The sequence below is a fragment of the Rhodococcus spelaei genome, assembly GCF_006704125.1.
Lineage (GTDB): Bacteria > Actinomycetota > Actinomycetes > Mycobacteriales > Mycobacteriaceae > Rhodococcus_G > Rhodococcus_G spelaei.
This window is the reverse complement of record NZ_VIGH01000005.1, coordinates 39,465-59,739: the sequence shown is the minus strand read 5'-3', so window position 1 is coordinate 59,739 and position 20,275 is coordinate 39,465. Positions and strand designations below refer to the sequence as shown.

Here is a 20,275-nt window from a genome sequence, read left to right as displayed (position 1 = left end):
CCAGCAGTGCGGGGTCGTGCGGGGTCGGGAGTGATTGTGGGCCAGCGCGGTGGCAGCGCGCCCGGTTTCGAGCGGAGCGTGGGATCAGTCATCGGTCGACCCCTCTTCCGCCTCGGCTGCCGCCATCAGATCCCTCGCGCCCAGGTCGAGGAGCTCGCGGGCCACGGCCCGACCCAGTTCCTCGGCGTGGGCCGGAGATCCGACCGCCGACGCGCGGATCGAGTCCGACCCGTCGACCGCGGCGGCGCAGCCGCGCACCGACAACTCGTCGAAGACCCGACCGTCGTCGTCGATGGACTCGACGACCTCGGCGAGCGCCCCGACCGGTGCGGTGCAGCCGGCCTCGAGTTCGGCGAGCAGGGCCCGCTCGGCGACCACCGCGGCGCGCGCGGCCGGGTCGTCGAGCTCCGCGAGCACGGCGATCAGCGTCGGATCGTCGGCGCGGCACTCGACCGCCAGCGCGCCCTGCGACGGCGCCGGCAACATCTGCACCGGTTCGAGCGACTCGGTGATCGCGTCCAACCGGCCGATCCGCGACAGTCCGGCGCGGGCGACCACGATCGCGTCGAGCTCACCCGACGCGACCTTGCCGAGCCGGGTGTCGATGTTGCCGCGCAGCGGAGCGATCTCCAGGCCGAGACCGAGCGCACGCAACTGGGCGCGGCGGCGCGGCGCGGAGGTACCGATCCGCGAGCCGGGCGGCAGCTCCCCGAGCACCAGACCGTCGCGGGCGACCAGCGCGTCGCGCGGGTCCTCGCGAGGGGGCACCGCGGCGATCGCCAGCTCCGCCGGCTGTGCGGTGGGCAGGTCCTTGTACGAGTGGACGGCCACGTCCACCTCGCCGGCGAGCAGCGCCTCGCGCAACTCCGCGACGAAGACGCCGACACCGATCCGTTGCACCGGGCCCGCGGTGACGTCACCCTTGGTCGTGATGATCACCAGCTCCGCGGGATGGCCTGCGGCGATCAACGCGTCGCGGACCGTGCCGGCCTGGGTGGTGGCCAGCAGACTGCCACGGGTGCCGATGCGCAGGGTCTTCGGGACCGCCTGCGCGGCCGGCTGGGACGGGGCACTCATTCCTGCATCCCCTTCCACCAGTTCTGGGCGTTCTCGTTCTCGCGGGCGGCGGTGAAGTCGTCGGCGAGCTCGACCGCGCGGAGCTCCATCGGTGTGGCCACGGCCTCCGCCGATCCGGGTGCCAGCTCGAACAGCTCCCGCAGGGCCGCCGCGTAAGTGTCGCCACCCGGCGTGGAGGCGAGCTGCTTGATCCGCACGGTCGGGGCGTGCAGCAGCTTGTCGACGACGCGCCGCACCGTCCGGGCGACCTCGTCGCGCTGCGGATCGTCCAGCCCCGGCAGCCGGGTCCCGAGCCGCAGGAGTTCGGCCTCGACGACCTCGGCGGCACGTTGGCGCAGCGCTGTGACGGTCGGGGTGACCTCCGCGAGCCGCTGGCCCGCCAGGTAGGTCGCGAGCTCACCGGCGACGATCTCGCGCGCGGCATCCTCGTCGGAGGCCGCCGCGCCGGCGGCCGGGTCGGCCTGCATGGACGCCATGTCGAGCAGGCTCACCCCGGGCAGTCCGGCGACCGCGGGCTCGACGTCGCGGGGCAGTCCGAGGTCGCAGATGACCAGCGGTCGCTGCGCGGGAACCCGCTTCGCCAGCGCGAGGTGCGCGTCCGCGAGGGTCACCACCGCACCGACCGCACCGGTACAGGTGACCATCACGTCGGCCTCGGAAATGGCGGTCGTCAGATCGGACAACGCCACGGTGTCCGCGTCCACACCGGCGGCGCGGACCGTGTCTGCCAGGTGCTCGGCGCGCTCGCGGGTGCGGTTCGCGACCACGATCCGGCCGATGCCCGCCCGGGTCAGGTGCGCGACCGACAGTCCGCCCATCGACCCGGCGCCCACTACGAGTGCGGTGCGGCCCACGAGTCCGTCATGCCCGTTGCTCGTGCCGAGCAGTCCGGCGGCCCGGTCCAGCGCGACCGACACCACCGAGGCGCCGGCCCGGTCGATGCCGGTCTCGGAGTGGACGCGCTTGCCGACCCGCAGCGCCTGCTGGGCCAGCTCGTGCAGTACCCGGCCGGCGGCCTTCTGGCTGTCGGAGGTCGCGTAGGCAGTGCGGATCTGGCCGAGGATCTGCTGCTCGCCGATCACCATCGAGTCCAGCCCGCTGGCGACGGCGAACAGATGCTCGGCGGCCGCCTCGCTGTAGCGGACGTAGGCGTGCTTGGTGACCTCGCCGAGGTCGAGTCCGGAGTGTTCGGTGAGCAACTCCCCGACCGTGGCGAGCGCGCCGTGGAAGGCATCGACGACCGAGTAGATCTCCACCCGGTTGCAGGTCGAGACGATCATGACCTCGGAGATGTGCGGCGAGGCCAGCATCTTGTCGATCAGCTTCGGTCGATCCGTGTCGCCGACGGCGACCTTCTCGAGGATGGAGACGGGCGCACTTCGGTGCGAAATCCCGACCAGGAGAACACTCACGGTGCGATCACCGATCCATTCTTTGTCGAACCCAGAGCCGTCGAAGCCGAGCGTGCAGGGGCGGTACGAGCCGTGGTCGCGCGGGCAGCGCCGAGCCCGACAGCCGCGGCGGCCGCGCCGGGTTCGGACTCGGCGTTACGCGCACTGTGGAACGAGAGCACCTGCATCTCGACGGCGAGATCCACTCGACGGATCTCGACGTGCCTGGGTACATCAAGCGGCGAGGCCGCGAAGGTCAGGATGCAGCGCACCCCGGCATTGACGAGGTGATCGCACACCTCCTGCGCCGAGTCGTCGGGCGTCGCGACGACCCCGATGGTGGCGTGCAGTTCGCGGCAGGCGGACTCGAGGTCCGCGACGTCGCGCACGGTGAGCCCGTCGACGACGGAGCCGATCCGCGAGGGGTTCCGGTCGAACAGGCCGACCATGGTGAAGCCGCGCCTGCCGAAGCCGCCGTACCGGGCCAGCGCCTGGCCGAGGTTGCCGACGCCGACCAGCACCACCTGGTGGCCGCGGTCGAGTCCGAGCGCGGCCTCGATCCGGGCGCGCAGCTTGGTGACGTCGTAACCGACGCCGCGCACACCGTTCGGGCCGAGGAACGAGAGGTCCTTGCGCAGTTTCGCGGAGCCGACACCCGCCGCGGTCGCGAGTTCCTCACTGGAGACGATGAGGGTGCCGTCGTCGGCCATCACGCCGAGCACCCGGAGGTAGGCCGCGAGCCGGGTGACCGTCGCCTGCGGCAGGTCCCGCACGGTCGCGTCGGGACGCGAGGGATCCGGTCGCGACGGATCGGGGCGAGCGCCCCCGTCAGCCCCGGCAACGCCACGGGCGGAGAACCCATGCGGCTGGTGCTGTTCGGTCACGTTCGTGGCTCCTCGTCCGGCCATGCACACGACCGGTCTTCACGTTGATCCGGGGGACTGTTCACACCACGGTAACTGCTTGTGAAGCTCTGCACAAAGTCGCCGCAATTCCGGCAACACCCGCCGCGACCTGCGCGGCGACCGAATGTCGCGGCGCGCAGGTCGGCCTCAGATTGTCAAATCCGACCTCAGTCTCGCCTCGTCGACCTCCCAGTAACTGTGCTCACGGCCGTCGAGCAGCACCACCGGCAGCCGATCGCCGTACTCGGCCCGAAGCTCGGGATCCGTCACCGCCGCCGCGTCGACGTCGACGGATTCGAGCGGAATGCCGAATTCCTCACACAATGGGACCAACTGATCGTGGGCCGCCACGCAGGAGGAGCAGCCGTCTCGGGTCAGCAGGGTGATGGTGTGAGCGGGGTCGGTCATGGGTCCACTGTGCCATCACCCCACCCCGCCCCGACCGGGCCACCAGCCGAGACGGACATCACAGCCCAGCCCTCGCCCCGGCGATCCGGCCGGTGCACCCTCGAGACGGAAGATAGGGTTACGCACAATTGCCGACACGGGAGGTACGAGTGCCTGGGCTGACAGGGCCGACGGGTTCGGGACTGGGCGCGGGCTGGCTCGGTACGGGCGGTCGGCGACGCAATCGGAACCCACTGGGCCCCAGCGACGCACAGCTGCGCGCCAACTTGGCCGGCGAGGCCAGCGCCGACGCCGCGCTCGCGCTGCACGAGGCGGAGTCGGTGGCGGCCGAGGAGGGCGCCGGGATCGACGTCGAGTCCGCGGTCCCCCGTGACCTCACCGCCGCCGCGTTCTTCGACGTGGACAACACGATGGTCCAGGGCGCCTCGATCATCCACTTCGCCCGCGGCCTCGCGGCCCGCAAGTACATCTCCTACGGCGACATGGCGCGCTTCGGCTGGAAGCAGCTGAAGTTCCGGGTCACCGGCAAGGAGAACAGCGACGACGTCGCCAGCGGCAAGGAGAAGGCCCTCACCTTCATCGCGGGCCGCGAGACGGCGGAGTTCAGCCGGCTCGGCGAGGAGATCTACGACCAGCTGATCGCCGACAAGATCTGGCCGGGCACCAGGGCGCTCGCCCAGATGCACCTCGACGCCGGCCAGCAGGTGTGGCTGGTGACCGCGACCCCGGTGGAGCTCGCGCAGGTGATCGCCAAGCGGCTCGGACTGACCGGCGCGCTCGGCACTGTCGTCGAGTCGGAGGACGGCAAGTTCACCGGCCGGCTCGTCGGCGACATCCTGCACGGCGCGGGCAAGGCGCACGCGGTGCGCACCCTCGCGGTCCGGGAGGGCCTGAACCTCAAGCGCTGCTCCGCCTACTCGGACAGCCACAACGACGTGCCGATGCTCTCGCTGGTCGGCACCGCCGTCGCGATCAATCCGGACGCGGACCTGAAGGAACTGGCCCGCAACCGCGGCTGGGAGATCCGGGACTACCGCACGGGACGCAAGGCCGCGAAGATCGGCGTGCCCACCGCTCTCGCTCTCGGCGCGGTCGGTGGCGCATTGGCCGCCGTGATCGGGCGTCGGCGGCACTAGCCGCCGGAGCCGCGACCGCGATGACAACACTGCGTACGGCACGACCCGGCGACGCTCTCGCCGTCGCGCGGGTGCACGTCCGGGCCTGGCAGGCCGGGTACCGCGGTCTGCTTTCCGCCGAGTATCTGGACGGGCTTAGTGCCGAGGATCGAGCGCGGCGGTACACCTTCGACGAATCCGACCCGGGCAGGCCGCTGACCACCGTCGCGGTGAACGCGTCGGGCGACATCTCCGGATTCGTCACCACTGGGTCTGCGCCCGCCGATGCCGAGCCCGGGACCGGGACCGGGACCGGGACCGCCGAGGTTATGGCCCTGCACGTCGACCCGGATTCGTGGGGCACGGGCGTCGGGCGGGCCCTGATGTCGGCCGGCCGGGCCGGCCTGATCCGTCGGGGCTACGCCGAGGCCGTCCTGTGGGTCCTCGCGGGCAACCTTCGGGCCGAACGGTTGTACCGGAGCGACGGATGGCGCCCCGACGGCCCGCGTCGGCACGAGGTCGTCTGGGGCGTCGACGTCGACGAAGTGCGCTTCCGCAGAACCCTCTAGCCGAGGAACACGTTCCGGCGTTGGGCCAGCAGCCGGTACAGGGTCTGCTGGATGGTCTCGCGGACGTGGTCGGTCAGTTCGAAGAGCACCATCGGGTCCTCCGCGCTGGCCGCGTCGTAGGAGTCGGTGACGATCGGCTCACCGAACTCGATGTACCACTTCGACGGCAGCGGGATCAGGCCCAACGGTCCGAAGTGCGGGAACAGCGGCGTCACCGGGAAGTACGGCATGCCCAGCAGTCGCGCCAGCGACTTGAGGTCGCCGATCTTCGGGTAGATCTCCTCCGACCCGACGATCGAGCACGGCACGATCGGCACACCCGTGCGCAGTGCCGCGGACACGAATCCACCGCGACCGAAACGCTGCAGCTTGTACCGCTCGCTGAACGGTTTGCCGATGCCCTTGAAGCCCTCCGGGAACACCGCGGCGACCTCCCCGCCGCGCAGCAGCCGTTCGGCGTCCGGGTTGCACGCCAGGGTGTGGCCCGCCTTGCGGGCAATATTGCCGACGACCGGCATCTCGAACGCCAGGTCGGCGGCGAGCATCCGCAGCGGTCGGTGCGCGGGGTGCTTGTCGAACATCGCGACCGAGGTCATCAGTCCGTCGATCGGCACGACGCCGGCGTGGTTCGCGACCACCAGCGCGCCACCCTCGGCGGGCACGTTCTCGATCCCACGCACCTCCACCCGGAACCACGAGTCGAACAGTGGTCGCAGCAGCGGCAGCCAGACGTTCTCGGCGAAGTGCGGGTCGAAACCGAACTCGTCGACCTGGTAGTCGCCGGTCAGCCGGCGTCGGATGAACTCCGCCGTCGCCACCACCTGGTCGGCGACCAGGCCGCGCGCCGACTCCAGCACGGAATCGGCCAGGGACGACGGGTCCGGAGCCGGGCTCGACCGGGAGGCGAACAGCTGCGTCGGGCTCGGCACCCCGTCCGGACCGGCGCGCAGCGTCCGGACCCGGGGCCGACGTGGGGCCGAGTCGCCGTGCAGAGGAATCACCTTCGCCACCTCGTTCATCGAGCACCCCCGCCCGCCCCGACGAGGTTCTGCAGTCCAGTCTCCATCGACTGCAACCAGTCCCGACTGAGCACCGGACTGAAGCCGGCCCCGCTGATCATGTCGTCGAGCGCCTGCAGGGTCGTCCACCTCGGTTCGAAGCCGAGTTCGGAACGCATCCGCCCGGTGTCGAGGCCGCAACCGAAGTGGAAGTACTCGAGTTGTTCCGTGGTGAACTGGCGCATCGACGAACCCATCACCACCCTCCCGAGCGTGCGGAACAGCTGGAACGGGACCGGCACCGCAATGCCGCCCGCCCGCCGGATGGCCTGGGAGAGCATGACCATGCCGTCCCCTGCGACGTTGAAGGTGCCCGCCGGGCCGCCCACGGTGGCCCGTTCGAGCGCCGCGAGCGCGTCCTCCTCGTGCAGCAGCTGCATGCGGGCGTCCCGGCCGAGGATCATCGGGACCACCGACGAGTTGAGGTACTGGGAGACCGAGCCGTGCAGGCGGGGACCGATCAGCGGTGCCATCCGCAGCAGCGACACCGCGATCTCGGGTCTGCGCCTGCCGAGGCCGCGGGCGTAGCCCTCGATCTCGATGGTGTCACGGGCGAAACCGCCCTGCGGAGGCGTGCGCGCGCTCATCTCCTCGGTGAACTTCGCCGGGTCCTTGGCGCTGCTGCCGTAGACGGCGCCGGACGAGCGCACCACGACCTTGCGCACGTCCGGCGACTTCTGGCAGACCGCGAACAACTGCATGGCGCCGAGCACGTTCATGTCCTTCATCGCGGCGCGACTGCCGGACTTCGGTGCCTTGACGATGGTGGCGGCGTGCACGACGGTGTCGACCTTCGCGCCGCGGATCACCTTGCCGATGAGCGGATTGCGGATGTCCGCGCGGACGAATTCGGCGCGCCCCATCCGACGGAGCATGTCCTTGCTCGGGGAGACGGCGTCCACGGCGATGACCCGCTCGATGTTCGGATCCTGGGCCAGCCTGGTCACCAGGTAGCCCCCGAGGAACCTGCTCGCCCCCGTCACCAGTACCACTCCCGGCGGTTCCACCCGCCGATCACCGACTGTCACACTGCCACCCCTGTTCGTCACTGAACCACCCGCTCCCCCGCGAGCCTAACCGTTCCCGACGCGACTGCTCAAAGACTTTACGATGCCGAAACGTGCTGTCCACCAACCGTTTTGTGACTCATTGAAACGACCGCCAGATGGACGAGCGCCCAGGTCGCCCCCGAACGCAACGATGCCCGCCACCGCGAGGTGACGGGCATCGTCCGGGCGCGAGCCCTTCAGCTGCGGACTCGGCCGCTTACTTGCCGAGTTTCCTACGCTGCACGCGCGTCCTACGAAGCAGCTTGCGGTGCTTCTTCTTCGACATGCGCTTGCGTCGCTTCTTGATCACTGAACCCATGGCGGGTGTCCCTCACGTTCTTCTCTAGCGTTCCTGCGCACGCCGGTTACGTACGCGTGCGTTACAGCTACTCTCCACCAACGTGGCGCTGTGGCCTCGTTCGACTAGCCCAGCGCCTGACGACACCCGGCTGGCTGGCACGACAAGTGATCATCGTACCGGTGCCACCGTGCCCGATCGAAACCGAGCATCGATTCGGCCGTCGGTCAGTGTCGATCCCGACCCTCAGCCGGCATCGAAATACGAGGTCTCCAGGTAGTCGTGCACCGCCTTCGCGTGCACCCTGAATGAACGCCCCACCCGAACGGCGGGCAGCTCACCACTGTGCACCAACCGGTACACCGTCATCTTCGACACCCGCATCAACGTCGCCACCTCGGCGACGGTGAGGAACTGAGTGCCGCCGAGGACGGGTTGTCCTTCCGGGGTGGAGCTCTTGGACTTGCTTGTCGGAGCCGACTTGTTCGTCGGCGTCGACTTGTTTGTAGACACCATTAATCCGCATACCTCCGGCACGTGTCGCGCCGCCGGCTTCCCCTCCGGCGGAACAGACACGCACGTGCTGTAACGAGCTTAGCGGGACTGATGGGGTTACTGCGACGGGTGGGCGTAAACGAATTTCGATTCCGCCGACGCGGCAGCGGCTGTTCCGGCGACGCGACAGTCTCTGTGCCGGCGACGCGGCAGTCCCTATTCCGGCGACGCGCCGAGCGCCGCAGACCTGCTCTTCGCGGCCGCGAGAGCCTCGTAGAACGCCGTCCGCACTCCCCCGCGCTCGAGCTCGCGCACGGCGGCGGCGGTGGTGCCGCCCGGTGAGGTCACAGCCGCGCGCAGGTCGTGAGCGGAGTCGCCGGAGCCGGCGAGCATCGCCGCGGACCCGACCATCGTCTGGACCACGAGCTCGGTCGCGGTCGCCCGGGTCAGCCCGAGACCGACGCCCGCCTCGATCATCGCCTCGGCGACCAGGAACATGTAGGCGGGCCCCGAGCCGGACACCGCGGTGACGGCGTCGATCTGTGACTCCGCGACGGTCACGACCTTGCCGACCGCCCCCAGGATCTCGCGGACCGTCGCCATGTGCTCGGCGGTCGCGTACCGCCCCGCCGCGATGGCACTGACGCCCTCGCCGACGAGCATCGGGGTGTTGGGCATCACCCGGACCACCGGGAAGCCGGCGGGCAGCTTGGCCTCGTAGCGGACGGTCGGAAGCCCGGCCGCGAGCGTGACGAGGAGCTGCTCGACGTCACCGTCGAGGTCCACGGACCCGAGCTCGGTCATCACCGAGTCGACGTCGGTCGGCTTGACCGCGATGACGATGACGTGGGCACCCTCGACGGCGTCACCGATGGTCGTGGCCCGGATCCCGAACTGACCGGACAACTCCTCGGCGCGGGGTGCGTACTGCTCGGCAACCACCAGGTCCTTGGGCGCGCGACCCGACTTCAACAGTCCCGAGATCAGCGCCTCGCCGATCCGGCCGCCACCGATCACTGCAATTCTCGTCATGGCGGCAAGCCTGCCATGCACCGGCGGGGGTCAGCCCTTCGGGATCATCGCGAGCTGACGGGACTGCACCACGGTCTGGCCCGCCGCGTCGAGCACCACATGGTCCTCCTCGAACCAGGTGTCGCCGAGCACCGTGGCGCTCGCCTGCACGCGCATCCAGCCGGGCGCCGGACGGTGCCGCAGGTAGGTGGTGAGCTGCACCGTCGGGGCCCAGCCGAACATCCCGCGGTTCATCGTCACCGGGGCGCTGATGTCGCCGAGCATGAGGGCGAACAGGACTGCGGTGTCCGGGTCGGCCTCGTCCTCGTCGAACGGCCGCACCCACATCCGGTTCACGGGATCGCCCTGCTCGCCGGCGAGGTACCGCGCGGCGTCCGGGTCGACGCGCAGGTCGCAGCCCTTGGCGACGTGCACGATCTGGCCCATCGGATGGTCGGGCGTGATGTGGACCGCGCCCGCGGGCGGCTCCACCGGCAACTCCGCCACCCGCGACGGCTCCTCGTGTCGCGGCGCCCCGACGTCCGGGATGCCGAGGGTGACGGCCGCGGACACCGCAATCCGATCGCCCTGCATCAGGTCGACGTCGACGAGACAGACCTGCCGGCCCTGCTTGCGCACGGTCGTCACGAGCCGGACCTCGCCGGGGTCGGGGGCGGCGAGGTAGTTCGCGCTCACCGACACCGGCTGCATCACGCCGGCCTCGTCGCCGGCGGCGCGGATCGCGTCGCGGGCCGCGGCGGCACAGACGGCCATCATGCAGCCGCCGTGCACCTTCGGTCCGATGGTCCAGACTGCGTCGATCGTCGCCGCGAACACCCCGCCGCCGAGGTCGGCGAGTGTGGTCAACTCCCCGAACGGTCGGGTGGAAGTCACGGTGGTGGGTTCGGGCATCAGATGTCCTTTCGAGTTTCGGGCATGTCCCGCAGGAAGATTCGGGACGCAATGTCCTGGTAGGCGACGCGGCGCATCGCGGCGATCACGGGTTCGTAGACGGCGGTGCCGAGTACGGCGTACTCGACGGCCGCGGCGGAGTCGGCCGGCATCAGGTCGAGTTCCATCCGTGCAATGCCCATGATGTGCCTGCCGTACGCGTCGACGCGCTGGTCGGTCATCGGGATGCCGACCTCCTCGACCGCCTTGAGTGCACGTTCGAGCTGCGCGACCGCCGGGAAGTCCGGGTCGTAGACCTGACCGAGCCGTTCGAGCACTCGCCGGGCCCGCGGGTAGTCACCGTCGGCGTCGCGCTCGCCGTCCGGATACGGGGGCAGCATCGCGACGGCACGCCCCAGCGTTGCGTAGAGGTCGTCGCCGGGCTCGTCGACGAGCCTGACGATCGCGCGGATCTTGTGGATCGGCAGTCCGGCCCCGGCCAGCGCCTTGATCAGCGCGAGCCGCTGTACGTGCTGTTCGCCGTAGCGGGACTGGGTGGCGCTGGTCGCCTCGCCGGGCATGAGCACACCCTCGCGCAGATAGAACTTGATCGTCGCAAGGGGCACCCCGGAGCGCTCAACGAGCTCGGAGACGCGCATCGAAACCTCCCTTGACGGCCATATTGGATAGTTCTAGTATCCAATATTGGATAGTATAGATATCCAATATCAGTGGAGCTTACCGCCCCGAGGAGCCCGTCATGGATCCCGTACTCACCCTCGTCGTCGGCATCACCCTGCTCACCGTGGTGGGCATCGCGTTCGGCGGCACCTTCATGCTGAGAGTCGTCTCCGGTGCACAGGGCGCCAACCCGCTGCAGAAGACCATGTTCCGGGCCGGGCACGCGCACGCAGGCGTACTGGTCACGCTCGGTCTGGTGGTCGCGTTGCTCACCCAGGCCGCGGGGGTCGGGCCGGTGTGGTCGGCCGTCGGTTCGATCCTGGTGCTGTGCGCCGCGATCTTCGTCCCGGCCGGCTTCTTCCTGTCGGTGCTCGGCACCGACCCACAGCGCCCCAACGGGTGGATCCGCTCGGTCTGGGCCGGGTTCGCCGTCCTGGTCCTCGGGCTGGTCGTCTCGGGGGTCGCTGTGATCGCCGCGGGCGTATCCGGGCTCTGAGCCGGTGGGTCCGGCCGCTACCGCGTGAGGTGTTCGCGCGCGAAGCTGAGCGACTGCGCCAGCATCGACGCCCGTTCCGCGCGGGTGCGGGCGTTCTGGGTGTTGATCTCGAGCACCGCCTGCCCGTCGAACCCGGTCTCGACCAGGTGCCGGCACACCTGCGCGCAGGGCTGGGTGCCGTGGCCCGGAATGAGGTGCTCGTCGACCGAGGCGCCGCGCCCGTCCGCGAGGTGCAGATGCGTCAGCCCGCGACCCATGCGGTTCGCGAGCTCGATGGCGTCCATCCCCGCGGTCGCCGTGTGCGAGAGGTCGAGCGTGTAGTGCTCGTGGCCGGTGTCGGTCGGGTCGTACGACGGCGCGAAGGCCGACAGTCCCGGTCCGGGCCCGCCGCGCTTCTCGAGCCGTTCGGCCGAGCGCGCCTTGCGGCCCCAGAACCGGTCAGCGCGCATCGGGAACATGTTCTCCACCGCGACCGCCACGTCACTGCGCCCCTCGAGCTCACGCACCTGGTCGGCGAACCCCTCCGCGTACCGACGCTGCCAGCGGAACGGCGGATGCACCACCACGGTCCGGGCGCCGAGCGTCTCGGCCGCCCGCACCGACTTCTCCAGCTTGGCGACGGGGTCGGCACCCCACACCCGCTGGGAGATGAGCAGGCACGGCGCGTGCACCGCCTGCACCGGGACCGCGTACTTGCGGACCAGGGCCTGCACCGCCTTCACGTCCTGGCTCACGGACTCGGCCCACACCATCAGCTCGATGCCGTCGTACCCGAGTTCGGCGGCGAACTCGAACGCCGCCTCGGTGTTCTGCGGGTACACCGAGGCCGTCGAGAGCCCGACCAGAATCCTGCGTGCACCGTCGCGGGCCACTCCGTGCCTCCGTCAGCTCGAGCTGAGCACGAAGACGAGCGGACCTATGGTGACGAACACGCCCACGATCACCGCGATCAGCAGACTCAGGATGTCCTCGGTCTGGCGCAGGATCCGGACCACCGCGACGAGACCCGCGATGACCAGTACCGCCAGTACCAGCGCCACCCAGGGCAGCGACTCCCACAGCTTCTCGAAGCCCTTGAACAGCAGTGCGCCCGCCACGATGGCGACAACGGCCTGTCCGGCCAGCACCGCCCACTGGCGGGTCGGACTCTCCGCGGCGACCGGCCGGTCCGTGACGTCGTCCAGGGCGGCCACATCGTCCGAACCGTCTTCGTCGACGGCGGGGGTGACGGAGGCAGGCGTGACGGAGGCGGCCCGGCGCGGGGCGTCGGTGATGCGCGGGAACTCACCGGTGGTGTGCACCAACGCCTTCGCCTCGTCGAGGGTCTCACTCCGGGCGCTGCGCTCACTGGCCTGCCGCATCAGGTCACCCTCGAGGCTCGACCCGGACAGCAGGGCGGGCTCGCGACTCGCGGTCCCGGTGTAGGGCACGAAACCGGAACGAACCGGCGGCTTGTCCGCTTCCTTCGGCTCGACGGCGGGCGTCTGTTCCGCCGGACTCACCGTGGCGCCGAAGGTCGACGCGCCGAAGTTGGGGGCCTTCGGCGCGGCTGACTCGGCCTTCGACGCGCCCTGGCCAGCGGTGCGCGCGGCCGCGGCCTTGCGATCCGCGTCCGCCTTGGCCAGGACCGCCCTGCGCAGTGCGGGAATCGCCTGCGTGCGGTCGACCACCTCGGGGGCCGGCGCGGCCGCCCGGTACTGGGGCGGCAGGTCCGGAGTCGGGGTCGACGGCTCCACGCTCGGCGCCGAGGGGGTCAGGTACTGCGAGGGGGTGTCGGCCAAAGGCTCGAACGAACCGAGCTTCGGCGCCGACGGCAGCACTGTCGGAGTCGGGGTCGGGGTCGGGGTCACCGCGACGGCGGGAGCCGGCGCGGGTGCCGGTATGGGAACCGGCGTGGGCGCCGGCGCGGGTGTCGGCTCCGGCAGAGAACGGTCGACGGCCCGCTCCTTGATCACGGGAATCTCGCCGGTCAGCTCCGCCACGCTGATTCCGCCGGCAACACCTCGACGCCGACGGCCACCGCGCGACTCGACCTGCTGACCGTTGCGGGCGAGCAGCTCCGCGACCGAGATCTGGCCGGTGTTCTCCGAACCCTCGCTCATCTCGTCACCACCAATTCTCCGCCCATCTCTGTGTCCAGTTTGCGCAGGATCAGGCCCTCCCGCAGCGCCCAGGGGCAGATCTCCAGGGAATCCACCGACAGTGCCCGCATGCTCGCCTCCGCAATCAACGCGCCGGCGACGATCTGCTGCGACCGGTCGGCGCTCACACCTTCCAATTCTGCGCGGTCGGCCGTCGTCATCCGCGAAATGAACGCGATCAGTTGACGCAAACCGCTCGCCGTCAGTGTCCTCTGCACGCGCGGTCCGGCGGCGGAGGGCGCGGCACCGGTGAGTCGCGCCAGCGACCGGAACGTCTTGGACGTCCCGACGATCCGGTCCGGGTCCCCGGCCGCGCGCAGCGCCTTCGCCGGTGCCACGAGCTCGGCGTCGAGCCAGTCCCGCAGCACCGCGACCCGCCGCTTTCCGGGCGGATCGCCCTGCAACCAGTCCCGGGTCAGCCGTCCCGCACCGAGCTGCAACGAGAACGCGACGTCCGGGTCCTCGTCGCCGCCGGAGGTCAGTTCCAGCGAGCCACCACCGATGTCGAAGTTCATGATGCGTCCGGCGCTCCAGCCGTACCAGCGGCGCACGGCGAGGAAGGTCAGGCGGGCCTCGTCCACCCCGGAGAGGACCTCCAGGTTGACGCCGGTCTCGGCGCGGACCCGGGCCAGCACCGCCTCGGAATTGTTCGCGTCGCGCACCGCGGAGGTCGCGAACGCCATCAGCTCACCACACCCGGAGGAGGACGCGATGGAGGCGAAGTCGCCGACCGCCGCGACCAGGCGATCCGCGCCCGACTTCGTGATGTCACCGCCGTCGTCGGTGTTCTCGGCGAGCCGCAGGGTGGACTTGGTTGAACTCATCGGTGTGGGATGCGCACCCCTGTGGGCATCCACCACGAGGAGATGGACAGTGTTGCTTCCGACGTCGAGTACCCCTAACCGCACGTGACCACGGTACTGGGTCTACCGTCTGGCACTGTGACAGCAGGCAACACCCCACCCTCGGAAAAGATGACCCCGACCCCCGAAGTGGACCTCGACTTCCCGCGCGAATGGATCGAATTCGTCGACCCGTCGAACGCGGAGCACGTCATTGTCGCGGACCTGACCTGGCTGCTTTCGCGCTGGACCTGCGTGTTCGGCACCCCCGCCTGCCAGGGCACCGTCGCGGACCGGCCCGACGACGGCTGCTGCTCGCACGGCGCGTTCCTCTCCGACGCCGACGACCGGGACAAGCTCGACCGGTCCGTGACGATGCTCACTGAGCAGGACTGGCAGTTCATGGACAAGGGCCTCGGGAAGAAGGGCTACGTCGAGGAGGACGACCTCGACGACGAGCCCGCGCTGCGGACGCGGCGGTACAAGGGTGCCTGCATCTTCCTGAACCGGCCGGGTTTCGAGGGCGGGATCGGCTGCGCGCTGCACTCGATGGCCCTGCGCAAGGGCATCGAACCGCTCGAGGTGAAGCCGGACGTGTGCTGGCAGCTCCCGATCCGCCGGACCCAGGACTGGGTCGAGCGCCCGGACGGGGAGCAGATTCTCAAGACCACGATCACCGAGTACGACCGCCGCGGCTGGGGCGAGGGCGGCGAGGAGCTGCACTGGTACTGCTCGGGCTCACCCGACGCGCACGTCGGCACGAAACCGGTGTGGCAGAGCTACGGGCCGGAACTGACCGAACTGCTCGGCGCGCCCGCCTACGAGGAACTGGTCAAGCACTGCCGTCGCCGGGCCGGCCTCGGTCTGATCGCGGTGCATCCGGCCACGACGGCCGCGCGCGAGGCGAAGGCGGCGACGCGGTCGGCGCGCCTGGCCACCGACCCAGAGAGCTGACGACAGCTGCCGGGGCCGGCGGCGGGCCGGATCAGGACTCCAGTTTGTAACCGAGCCCGCGCACGGTGACCAGGTGCTCCGGCTTCGCCGGGTCCGACTCGATCTTCGAGCGCAGCCGCTTGACGTGCACGTCGAGCGTCTTGGTGTCGCCGACGTAGTCCGCGCCCCACACCCGGTCGATCAGCTGCCCGCGGGTGAGCACTCGACCGGAGTTGCGCAGCAGGTACTCCAGCAGGTCGAACTCCTTGAGCGGAAGGGTGACGGTCTGGCCGCCGACCAGCACGATGTGCCTGTCGACGTCCATCCGCACCGGACCTGCCTCCAGCACGCCGTCACTGAGCGCGGCATCGGTGTCGTTGTCGTTGCCGCGACGCAGCACCGCCCGGATCCGGGCGATCAGCTCACGCGCGGAGTACGGCTTGGTGACGTAGTCGTCGGCGCCGAGCTCGAGCCCGACGACCTTGTCGATCTCGCTGTCGCGGGCGGTCACCATGATCACCGGGACCCCGGAGCGGGCGCGCAGCTGCTTGCACACGTCGGTGCCGCTCATCCCCGGCAGCATCAGGTCGAGCAGAACGATGTCCGCGCCGGAGCGGTCGAACTCCGCCAGGGCGGACGGTCCGTCCGACACCACGGTGGCCTCGAAGCCCTCCTTGCGGAGCAGGAACGCCAGCGGGTCGGCCAGCGACTCCTCGTCCTCCACGATCAGCACATTCGTCACCGGTTGGCCTCCATATTCGTCGCGGCCGGTCTGGGCCGCGCAGTGTGGGTTGTCGATGCGGTCTTGACTGGTGGAACGGTGGCGCCGAAGCCGGACACGGTTGTCGCGGGCGGCAATTCGCCCGCCTCGTCGTCCGGTTCGATGTGAGCGGGCACCAGCAGCGTGAACGTCGACCCGGTACCGGGCTTGCTCCACAGCGTGATGGAGCCGTTGTGATTGGCCGCGATGTGCTTGGCGATCGCCAGGCCCAGCCCGGTGCCGCCGGTCGAGCGGGCCCGGGCCTTGTCCACCCGGAAGAAGCGCTCGAACACCCGCTCCTGGTCTTCCTTCGCGATGCCGATGCCACGGTCGGTGACGGCGATGGCCACCTCGTCGTCGCGCACCGACCGACTCACCGACACCGACGAGCCCTCGGCCGAGTACGCGATCGCGTTCTGCACCAGGTTGGACAGCGCGGTGACGAGGAGGGCGCGGTCGCCGAGGACCTCGAGCCCGCTGGGACGGTCGGTGGTGACGGTGATGCCGGCGGTCTCGGCGGTGACCTTCGAGCGGCGCAGCGCCTCGTCGATCACCTCGTCCACGTCCACCGGTTCGAGGTCGGGCAGCTTCTCCGCACCGGTCAGCCGCGACAGCGCGATGAGCTCGCCGACCATGTTGCCGAGTCGCTTGGACTCGCCGAGCACCCGCTCGCCGAAGTGACGCACCGATGCCGGATCGTCGGCGGACTCGAGCAGGGCCTCGGCCAGCAGTCCCATCGCCCCGACCGGGGTCTTGAGCTCGTGGCTGACGTTGGCGACGAAATCGCGGCGGGTGGCCTCCATCCGGACCTGCTCGGAGTCGTCGTCGGCGAACAGGACCACGAATCGGCGGTCCTGCTCGCTGAGCAGTCGGGCCAGGCCGCGCACGGCAACCTTGCCGCGACCGCGAATCGGACTCTTGATGCTCAGGTCCACCTCGACGGGCTCACCGGTGTCGAGCACCTGGTTGGCCGCCGCCCAGGCCCTCGGCTCGACCGTGCGGTTGTGGACCAGGCCCAGTTCCTCGGCCCGCGGGTTGAACAGGACCACGTCGTGGAAGCGGTCGACGACGGCGATGCCGCTACGGGAGGCGAGCACGATCAGGTCGAGCACCTGGGACATGGTCAGCCCGGCCTGTTCGGATTCGCGCCTGGTGTATCTGGTCTTGAGTTGGGGGATCAGGACACCACCGACCAGGTAGCCACCCACGGCAGCGACCAGGGCCAGCATGACGGCCTGAACAACACTCACCCCCAAATCGTACGGCCGCGAAAACCCGGGTCGGCGCGGGGTTGAGGCATTTCACAGCACGTCACGGGCCCGCCGGACCCCGTTTCCCCCCCGTTCACCTGCCGTTCGACCGGAAACAGCACGGCCCGGCTCCCGCGCGTGCGGAGGCCGGGCCGAGGGGGTGTGGTGCTACTTGGCGCCCTGGTTGGCGACCGCTGCCGCACCGGCCGCGGCGGCCTCGGGATCGAGGTAGGTGCCGCCCGGGTTCAGCGGGCGCAGGTTCTCGTCGAGGTCGTAGCGCAACGGGATGCCGGTGGGGATGTTCAGCCCGGCGATGTCCTCGTCGGAGATCCCGTCGAGGTGCTTGACCAGCGCGCGCAGCGAGTTGCCGTGCGCGGCGACCAGCACGTTCTTGCCTGCGAGCAGATCCTGGGAGATGGTGTCGTCCCAGTACGGGATCAGCCGCTTGACGACGTCGAGGAGGCACTCGGTCAGCGGGACCTGCTCGAGGTTTGCGTACCGCGGGTCGGCGTCCTGGCTGTACTCGCTACCCGCGTCGATCGGCGGCGGCGGCGTGTCGTAGCTGCGGCGCCACAGCATGAACTGGTCGTCGCCGTACTCGGCCTTGGTCTGCGCCTTGTTCTTGCCCTGCAGCGCGCCGTAGTGCCGCTCGTTGAGCCGCCAGTCGCGCACGACCGGGATCCAGTGCCGGTCGGCGGCGTCGAGGGCGATGTTCGCGGTGCTGATCGCGCGGCGCAGCAGCGAGGTGTACAGCACGTCGGGCAGCAGGTCGTGCTCCTTGAGGAGCTGGCCTGCGCGCTTGCCCTCACCGATGCCCTTGTCGGTCAGTGGCACGTCCACCCATCCGGTGAACAGGTTCATCGCGTTCCATTCACTCTCGCCGTGGCGGAGCAGCACAAGGGTTCCGGTACTCATGGCGACAATCCTGACATGCGCGCGGCCGACGGTCGTCGCGCCGTCGGAACCGCCGGACCCGGTTCGGTGTGTCACCACCGCGGATCCCGCTCCATGGGATAGATGTGGATGCGTGACAACAGTTGTTGTCACGCATCGCACGGTCCTACGGGGGTACGACATGCGTGATCGCAATCTTCGGCACGACCAGGTGAACGTCGGTCTGAGCCGGCGGGCGGTACTGACCGGCATCGGCGCGCTGGCGGGAATCGGGGCGGTGAACCTGCTGACGGCCACCGGGCGGGCCGCCCACGCCACGCCGGCACTGCGCACCGGCGGCAGGTCGGTCGCGGTCCTCGGCGGCGGCATGGCCGGCTTGACCGCCGCGCACGAGCTCGCCGAACGCGGCTTCACCGTCACCGTCTACGAGCCCACCGCGCTCGGCGGCAAGGCCCGCAGCATCACTGCGCCGGGCACCGGGACCGGTGGGCGCAGCGACCTGCCCGGCGAGCACGGCTTCCGCTTCTTTCCCGGCTTCTACCAACACATCCCGGACACCATGCACCGCATCCCGTTTCCCGGGAACCCGAACGGCGTGTTCGACAACCTGGTCGCGGCCGGCGGCTTCCGGATGTCGGTGGCGGGCGGGCCCGACCTGATGATGCCCGCGCCCGGTGCGCCGACCCGCCTCGAGATGTACAACGCGGACGTGCTGCGCGACTCGCTCACCGCGATGTTCACGATGGGCACGAGCGTCCCGGCACCGGAGATGTCGGTCTTCCTGAAGAAACTCGTAATGTTCCTGACCAGCAGCATCGAACGCCGCGACGGGGAATGGGAGCACCAGACGTGGGCGCAGACACTCGAGGTCGCCGGTAAGTCGCAGGCGTACCGCACCGTGCTCGTCTCCGCCCTGACCCGGCAGCTGGTCGCGGCCCGCCCTGACCGGGCATCCACCCGGACGATCGGGCGGATCGGCCAGGCCTTCGTGCTCAACGCGGCCGGCGTCGTGCCCGAGTACGGGCATCTGGACCGGCTGCTGAACGCCCCGACCAACGAGGCCTGGATCGACCCGTGGGCGGCGATGCTGCGCGGGATCGGGGTGCGCTTCGAGATGGGCAAGAAGATCGTCGGACTGGAGATGGCCGGCGGCCGGATCAGCGGCGCCCGCGTCGTCGACGAGACCGGTCGGGCGTCCGCGATCGAGGCGGACTGGTACGTCAGCGCCATGCCCGTCGAGCGGGCGGTGGAGCTGTTGACGCCGCAGCTCCTCGACGCCGACCCCACACTGGCGGGCATGCGCGAACTCGTCGTCGACTGGATGGTGGGGGTGCAGTTCTTCCTGCGCCGCTCCGCCCCCCTCTCCGACGGCCATGTCGCCTATCTCGGTTCGCCGTGGGCACTCACCTCGATCAATCAGGCGCAGTTCTGGCGCGGCGACTTCGCCGCCCGGTACGGCGACGGCAGCGCGGTCGACTGCCTGTCGGTCGACATCTCCGACTGGGACAGTCCCGGCATCCTGTACGGCAAACCTGCCAAGCGGTGCAGCCGCGAGGAAATCTTCGCCGAGACCTGGGCGCAGATGCAGCGCAGCGTGAACGACGGCCCGACCCCGATGCTGCGCGACGAGGACGTCGTGCACCGGTTCCTCGACCCCGGGGTGGCCTGGGATCCGGGGCGGTCAGCCAACACCAACGCGACGCCGCTGCTGGTCAACACCGTCGGCTCGCTCGAACACCGCCCGCACGCGCGAACCGCGATTCCCAACCTGTTCCTGGCCGGGGACTACATACGCACCGACATCGACCTGGCAACGATGGAGTCGGCGAACGAGTCCGCGCGCGCGGCGGTGAACGCGCTGCTCGAGGCTGCCGACTCCCCCGCCCCGCCGTGCGCGATGTACCGGCTGCACGAACCGGCCGAGCTGGCGCCGATGCGGGCACTCGACGCGCAGCGGTACGCGGCGGGGCTGCCGCACATCCTGCAGACCTGACCGGGTCGGCGGACACTG

At 70.1% G+C, this 20,275-nt stretch carries 22 protein-coding genes; 5 read left to right on the top strand and 17 right to left on the bottom strand.

From position 1 onward, the window contains the following. Positions 1 to 84 precede the first annotated feature (84 nt). From hemC to FK531_RS12335, 4 genes are all read right to left on the bottom strand, one after another. Positions 85 to 1,077, bottom strand: a complete 993-nt coding sequence (gene hemC, locus FK531_RS12350; protein WP_142099724.1) for a hydroxymethylbilane synthase — start codon at positions 1,075 to 1,077, stop codon at positions 85 to 87. After that, a complete protein-coding gene (locus tag FK531_RS12345; RefSeq protein WP_142099722.1) occupies positions 1,074 to 2,489 on the bottom strand; it encodes a glutamyl-tRNA reductase in 1,416 nt (471 codons plus the stop codon). Before FK531_RS12345 ends, hemC begins: the two co-directional genes overlap by 4 nt. Then, complete coding sequence (locus FK531_RS12340) at positions 2,486 to 3,376, bottom strand: redox-sensing transcriptional repressor Rex (RefSeq protein ID WP_142099720.1); 891 nt, start codon at positions 3,374 to 3,376, stop codon at positions 2,486 to 2,488. The genes FK531_RS12345 and FK531_RS12340 overlap by 4 nt, the downstream gene beginning before the upstream one ends. Positions 3,377 to 3,520: 144 nt before the next feature. Further along, entirely contained in the window at positions 3,521 to 3,781 is a 261-nt protein-coding gene (locus FK531_RS12335; RefSeq protein ID WP_142099718.1) for a glutaredoxin family protein, read from the bottom strand. A 149-nt stretch (positions 3,782 to 3,930) separates the two neighbouring features. Between FK531_RS12335 and FK531_RS12330 the strand changes: the two genes are divergently transcribed. Together FK531_RS12330 and FK531_RS12325 are read left to right on the top strand one after the other, a co-directional pair. Further along, complete coding sequence (locus FK531_RS12330; protein ID WP_142099716.1) at positions 3,931 to 4,917, top strand: HAD family hydrolase; 987 nt, start codon at positions 3,931 to 3,933, stop codon at positions 4,915 to 4,917. Between the two features lie 20 nt (positions 4,918 to 4,937). Continuing rightward, positions 4,938 to 5,465 carry a GNAT family N-acetyltransferase gene (locus FK531_RS12325; RefSeq protein WP_142099714.1) on the top strand — a complete coding sequence of 176 codons (528 nt, stop codon included), beginning with the start codon at positions 4,938 to 4,940 and terminating at the stop codon, positions 5,463 to 5,465. Here FK531_RS12325 and FK531_RS12320 read toward each other — a convergent pair. From FK531_RS12320 to FK531_RS12290, 7 genes are all read right to left on the bottom strand, one after another. Beyond that, positions 5,462 to 6,484 (bottom strand): lysophospholipid acyltransferase family protein, encoded by a 1,023-nt coding sequence (locus tag FK531_RS12320; RefSeq protein ID WP_142099712.1) that lies wholly within the window; start codon positions 6,482 to 6,484, stop codon positions 5,462 to 5,464. The two genes, FK531_RS12325 and FK531_RS12320, sit on opposite strands and share 4 nt — an antisense overlap. Continuing rightward, positions 6,481 to 7,551: an NAD-dependent epimerase/dehydratase family protein gene (locus FK531_RS12315; protein ID WP_246098124.1), complete on the bottom strand. Its 1,071-nt coding sequence runs from the start codon at positions 7,549 to 7,551 to the stop codon at positions 6,481 to 6,483. The genes FK531_RS12320 and FK531_RS12315 overlap by 4 nt, the downstream gene beginning before the upstream one ends. 238 nt (positions 7,552 to 7,789) lie before the next feature. After that, on the bottom strand, positions 7,790 to 7,891 hold the full coding sequence (locus FK531_RS12310; RefSeq protein ID WP_003402602.1) for a 30S ribosomal protein bS22: 102 nt from the start codon (positions 7,889 to 7,891) through the stop codon (positions 7,790 to 7,792). 225 nt (positions 7,892 to 8,116) lie between these two features. Further along, positions 8,117 to 8,386: a helix-turn-helix domain-containing protein gene (locus tag FK531_RS12305; RefSeq protein ID WP_142099710.1), complete on the bottom strand. Its 270-nt coding sequence runs from the start codon at positions 8,384 to 8,386 to the stop codon at positions 8,117 to 8,119. A gap of 195 nt (positions 8,387 to 8,581) precedes the next feature. Continuing rightward, the gene (proC, locus tag FK531_RS12300; protein WP_142099708.1) at positions 8,582 to 9,397 is read right to left on the bottom strand and encodes a pyrroline-5-carboxylate reductase; all 816 of its coding nucleotides are present in this window, start codon (positions 9,395 to 9,397) and stop codon (positions 8,582 to 8,584) included. A gap of 30 nt (positions 9,398 to 9,427) precedes the next feature. After that, positions 9,428 to 10,288, bottom strand: coding sequence for a thioesterase family protein (locus tag FK531_RS12295; RefSeq protein WP_142099706.1), 861 nt, complete (start codon positions 10,286 to 10,288; stop codon positions 9,428 to 9,430). Beyond that, entirely contained in the window at positions 10,288 to 10,926 is a 639-nt protein-coding gene (locus FK531_RS12290) for a MerR family transcriptional regulator (protein ID WP_142099704.1), read from the bottom strand. Before FK531_RS12290 ends, FK531_RS12295 begins: the two co-directional genes overlap by 1 nt. A gap of 101 nt (positions 10,927 to 11,027) precedes the next feature. On the opposite strand from FK531_RS12290, the gene FK531_RS12285 reads away from it, so the two are divergent. Next, positions 11,028 to 11,444 carry a hypothetical protein gene (locus FK531_RS12285; RefSeq protein ID WP_142099702.1) on the top strand — a complete coding sequence of 139 codons (417 nt, stop codon included), beginning with the start codon at positions 11,028 to 11,030 and terminating at the stop codon, positions 11,442 to 11,444. Between the two features lie 17 nt (positions 11,445 to 11,461). On the opposite strand, the gene FK531_RS12280 is transcribed toward FK531_RS12285, so the two are convergent. From FK531_RS12280 to FK531_RS12270, 3 genes are read right to left on the bottom strand one after another with little or no spacing between them, the layout of a single operon-like run. Then, positions 11,462 to 12,316 (bottom strand): sugar phosphate isomerase/epimerase family protein, encoded by an 855-nt coding sequence (locus tag FK531_RS12280; RefSeq protein WP_181762936.1) that lies wholly within the window; start codon positions 12,314 to 12,316, stop codon positions 11,462 to 11,464. Between the two features lie 12 nt (positions 12,317 to 12,328). After that, on the bottom strand, positions 12,329 to 13,546 hold the full coding sequence (locus FK531_RS12275) for an Rv0497 family membrane protein (protein WP_142099700.1): 1,218 nt from the start codon (positions 13,544 to 13,546) through the stop codon (positions 12,329 to 12,331). Further along, on the bottom strand, positions 13,543 to 14,493 hold the full coding sequence (locus tag FK531_RS12270) for a Ppx/GppA family phosphatase (protein WP_142099698.1): 951 nt from the start codon (positions 14,491 to 14,493) through the stop codon (positions 13,543 to 13,545). The genes FK531_RS12275 and FK531_RS12270 overlap by 4 nt, the downstream gene beginning before the upstream one ends. Before the next feature lie 66 nt (positions 14,494 to 14,559). Here FK531_RS12270 and FK531_RS12265 point away from each other — a divergent pair, with 66 nt between their 5' ends. Next, the gene (locus FK531_RS12265) at positions 14,560 to 15,381 is read left to right on the top strand and encodes a DUF3109 family protein (protein WP_142099696.1); all 822 of its coding nucleotides are present in this window, start codon (positions 14,560 to 14,562) and stop codon (positions 15,379 to 15,381) included. Between the two features lie 31 nt (positions 15,382 to 15,412). Here FK531_RS12265 and FK531_RS12260 read toward each other — a convergent pair whose 3' ends face one another. The 3 genes from FK531_RS12260 to FK531_RS12250 form a co-directional block, all read right to left on the bottom strand. After that, on the bottom strand, positions 15,413 to 16,102 hold the full coding sequence (locus FK531_RS12260; protein WP_142099694.1) for a winged helix-turn-helix domain-containing protein: 690 nt from the start codon (positions 16,100 to 16,102) through the stop codon (positions 15,413 to 15,415). Further along, positions 16,099 to 17,349 carry a sensor histidine kinase gene (locus tag FK531_RS12255; protein ID WP_181762949.1) on the bottom strand — a complete coding sequence of 417 codons (1,251 nt, stop codon included), beginning with the start codon at positions 17,347 to 17,349 and terminating at the stop codon, positions 16,099 to 16,101. The genes FK531_RS12260 and FK531_RS12255 overlap by 4 nt, the downstream gene beginning before the upstream one ends. 189 nt (positions 17,350 to 17,538) lie before the next feature. Then, the gene (locus FK531_RS12250; RefSeq protein WP_181762948.1) at positions 17,539 to 18,294 is read right to left on the bottom strand and encodes a phosphoglyceromutase; all 756 of its coding nucleotides are present in this window, start codon (positions 18,292 to 18,294) and stop codon (positions 17,539 to 17,541) included. A gap of 151 nt (positions 18,295 to 18,445) precedes the next feature. Between FK531_RS12250 and FK531_RS12245 the strand changes: the two genes are divergently transcribed. Next, positions 18,446 to 20,257: a hydroxysqualene dehydroxylase gene (locus FK531_RS12245; protein ID WP_142099688.1), complete on the top strand. Its 1,812-nt coding sequence runs from the start codon at positions 18,446 to 18,448 to the stop codon at positions 20,255 to 20,257. Positions 20,258 to 20,275 lie beyond the last annotated feature (18 nt).

Bases quoted from the DNA above. Each gene is read 5' to 3' on its own strand.
- hemC (WP_142099724.1), bottom strand. From the start codon at position 1,077: ATGAGTGCCCCGTCCCAGCCGGCCGCGCAGGCGGTCCCGAAGACCCTG.
- FK531_RS12340 (WP_142099720.1), bottom strand. From the start codon at position 3,376: ATGGCCGGACGAGGAGCCACGAACGTGACCGAACAGCACCAGCCGCAT.
- FK531_RS12335 (WP_142099718.1), bottom strand. From the start codon at position 3,781: ATGACCGACCCCGCTCACACCATCACCCTGCTGACCCGAGACGGCTGC.
- FK531_RS12325 (WP_142099714.1), top strand. From the start codon at position 4,938: ATGACAACACTGCGTACGGCACGACCCGGCGACGCTCTCGCCGTCGCG.
- FK531_RS12320 (WP_142099712.1), bottom strand. From the start codon at position 6,484: ATGAACGAGGTGGCGAAGGTGATTCCTCTGCACGGCGACTCGGCCCCA.
- FK531_RS12310 (WP_003402602.1), bottom strand. From the start codon at position 7,891: ATGGGTTCAGTGATCAAGAAGCGACGCAAGCGCATGTCGAAGAAGAAG.
- FK531_RS12305 (WP_142099710.1), bottom strand. From the start codon at position 8,386: ATGGTGTCTACAAACAAGTCGACGCCGACGAACAAGTCGGCTCCGACA.
- proC (WP_142099708.1), bottom strand. From the start codon at position 9,397: ATGACGAGAATTGCAGTGATCGGTGGCGGCCGGATCGGCGAGGCGCTG.
- FK531_RS12295 (WP_142099706.1), bottom strand. From the start codon at position 10,288: ATGCCCGAACCCACCACCGTGACTTCCACCCGACCGTTCGGGGAGTTG.
- FK531_RS12290 (WP_142099704.1), bottom strand. From the start codon at position 10,926: ATGCGCGTCTCCGAGCTCGTTGAGCGCTCCGGGGTGCCCCTTGCGACG.
- FK531_RS12285 (WP_142099702.1), top strand. From the start codon at position 11,028: ATGGATCCCGTACTCACCCTCGTCGTCGGCATCACCCTGCTCACCGTG.
- FK531_RS12275 (WP_142099700.1), bottom strand. From the start codon at position 13,546: ATGAGCGAGGGTTCGGAGAACACCGGCCAGATCTCGGTCGCGGAGCTG.
- FK531_RS12265 (WP_142099696.1), top strand. From the start codon at position 14,560: ATGACCCCGACCCCCGAAGTGGACCTCGACTTCCCGCGCGAATGGATC.
- FK531_RS12255 (WP_181762949.1), bottom strand. From the start codon at position 17,349: ATGCTGGCCCTGGTCGCTGCCGTGGGTGGCTACCTGGTCGGTGGTGTC.
- FK531_RS12245 (WP_142099688.1), top strand. From the start codon at position 18,446: ATGCGTGATCGCAATCTTCGGCACGACCAGGTGAACGTCGGTCTGAGC.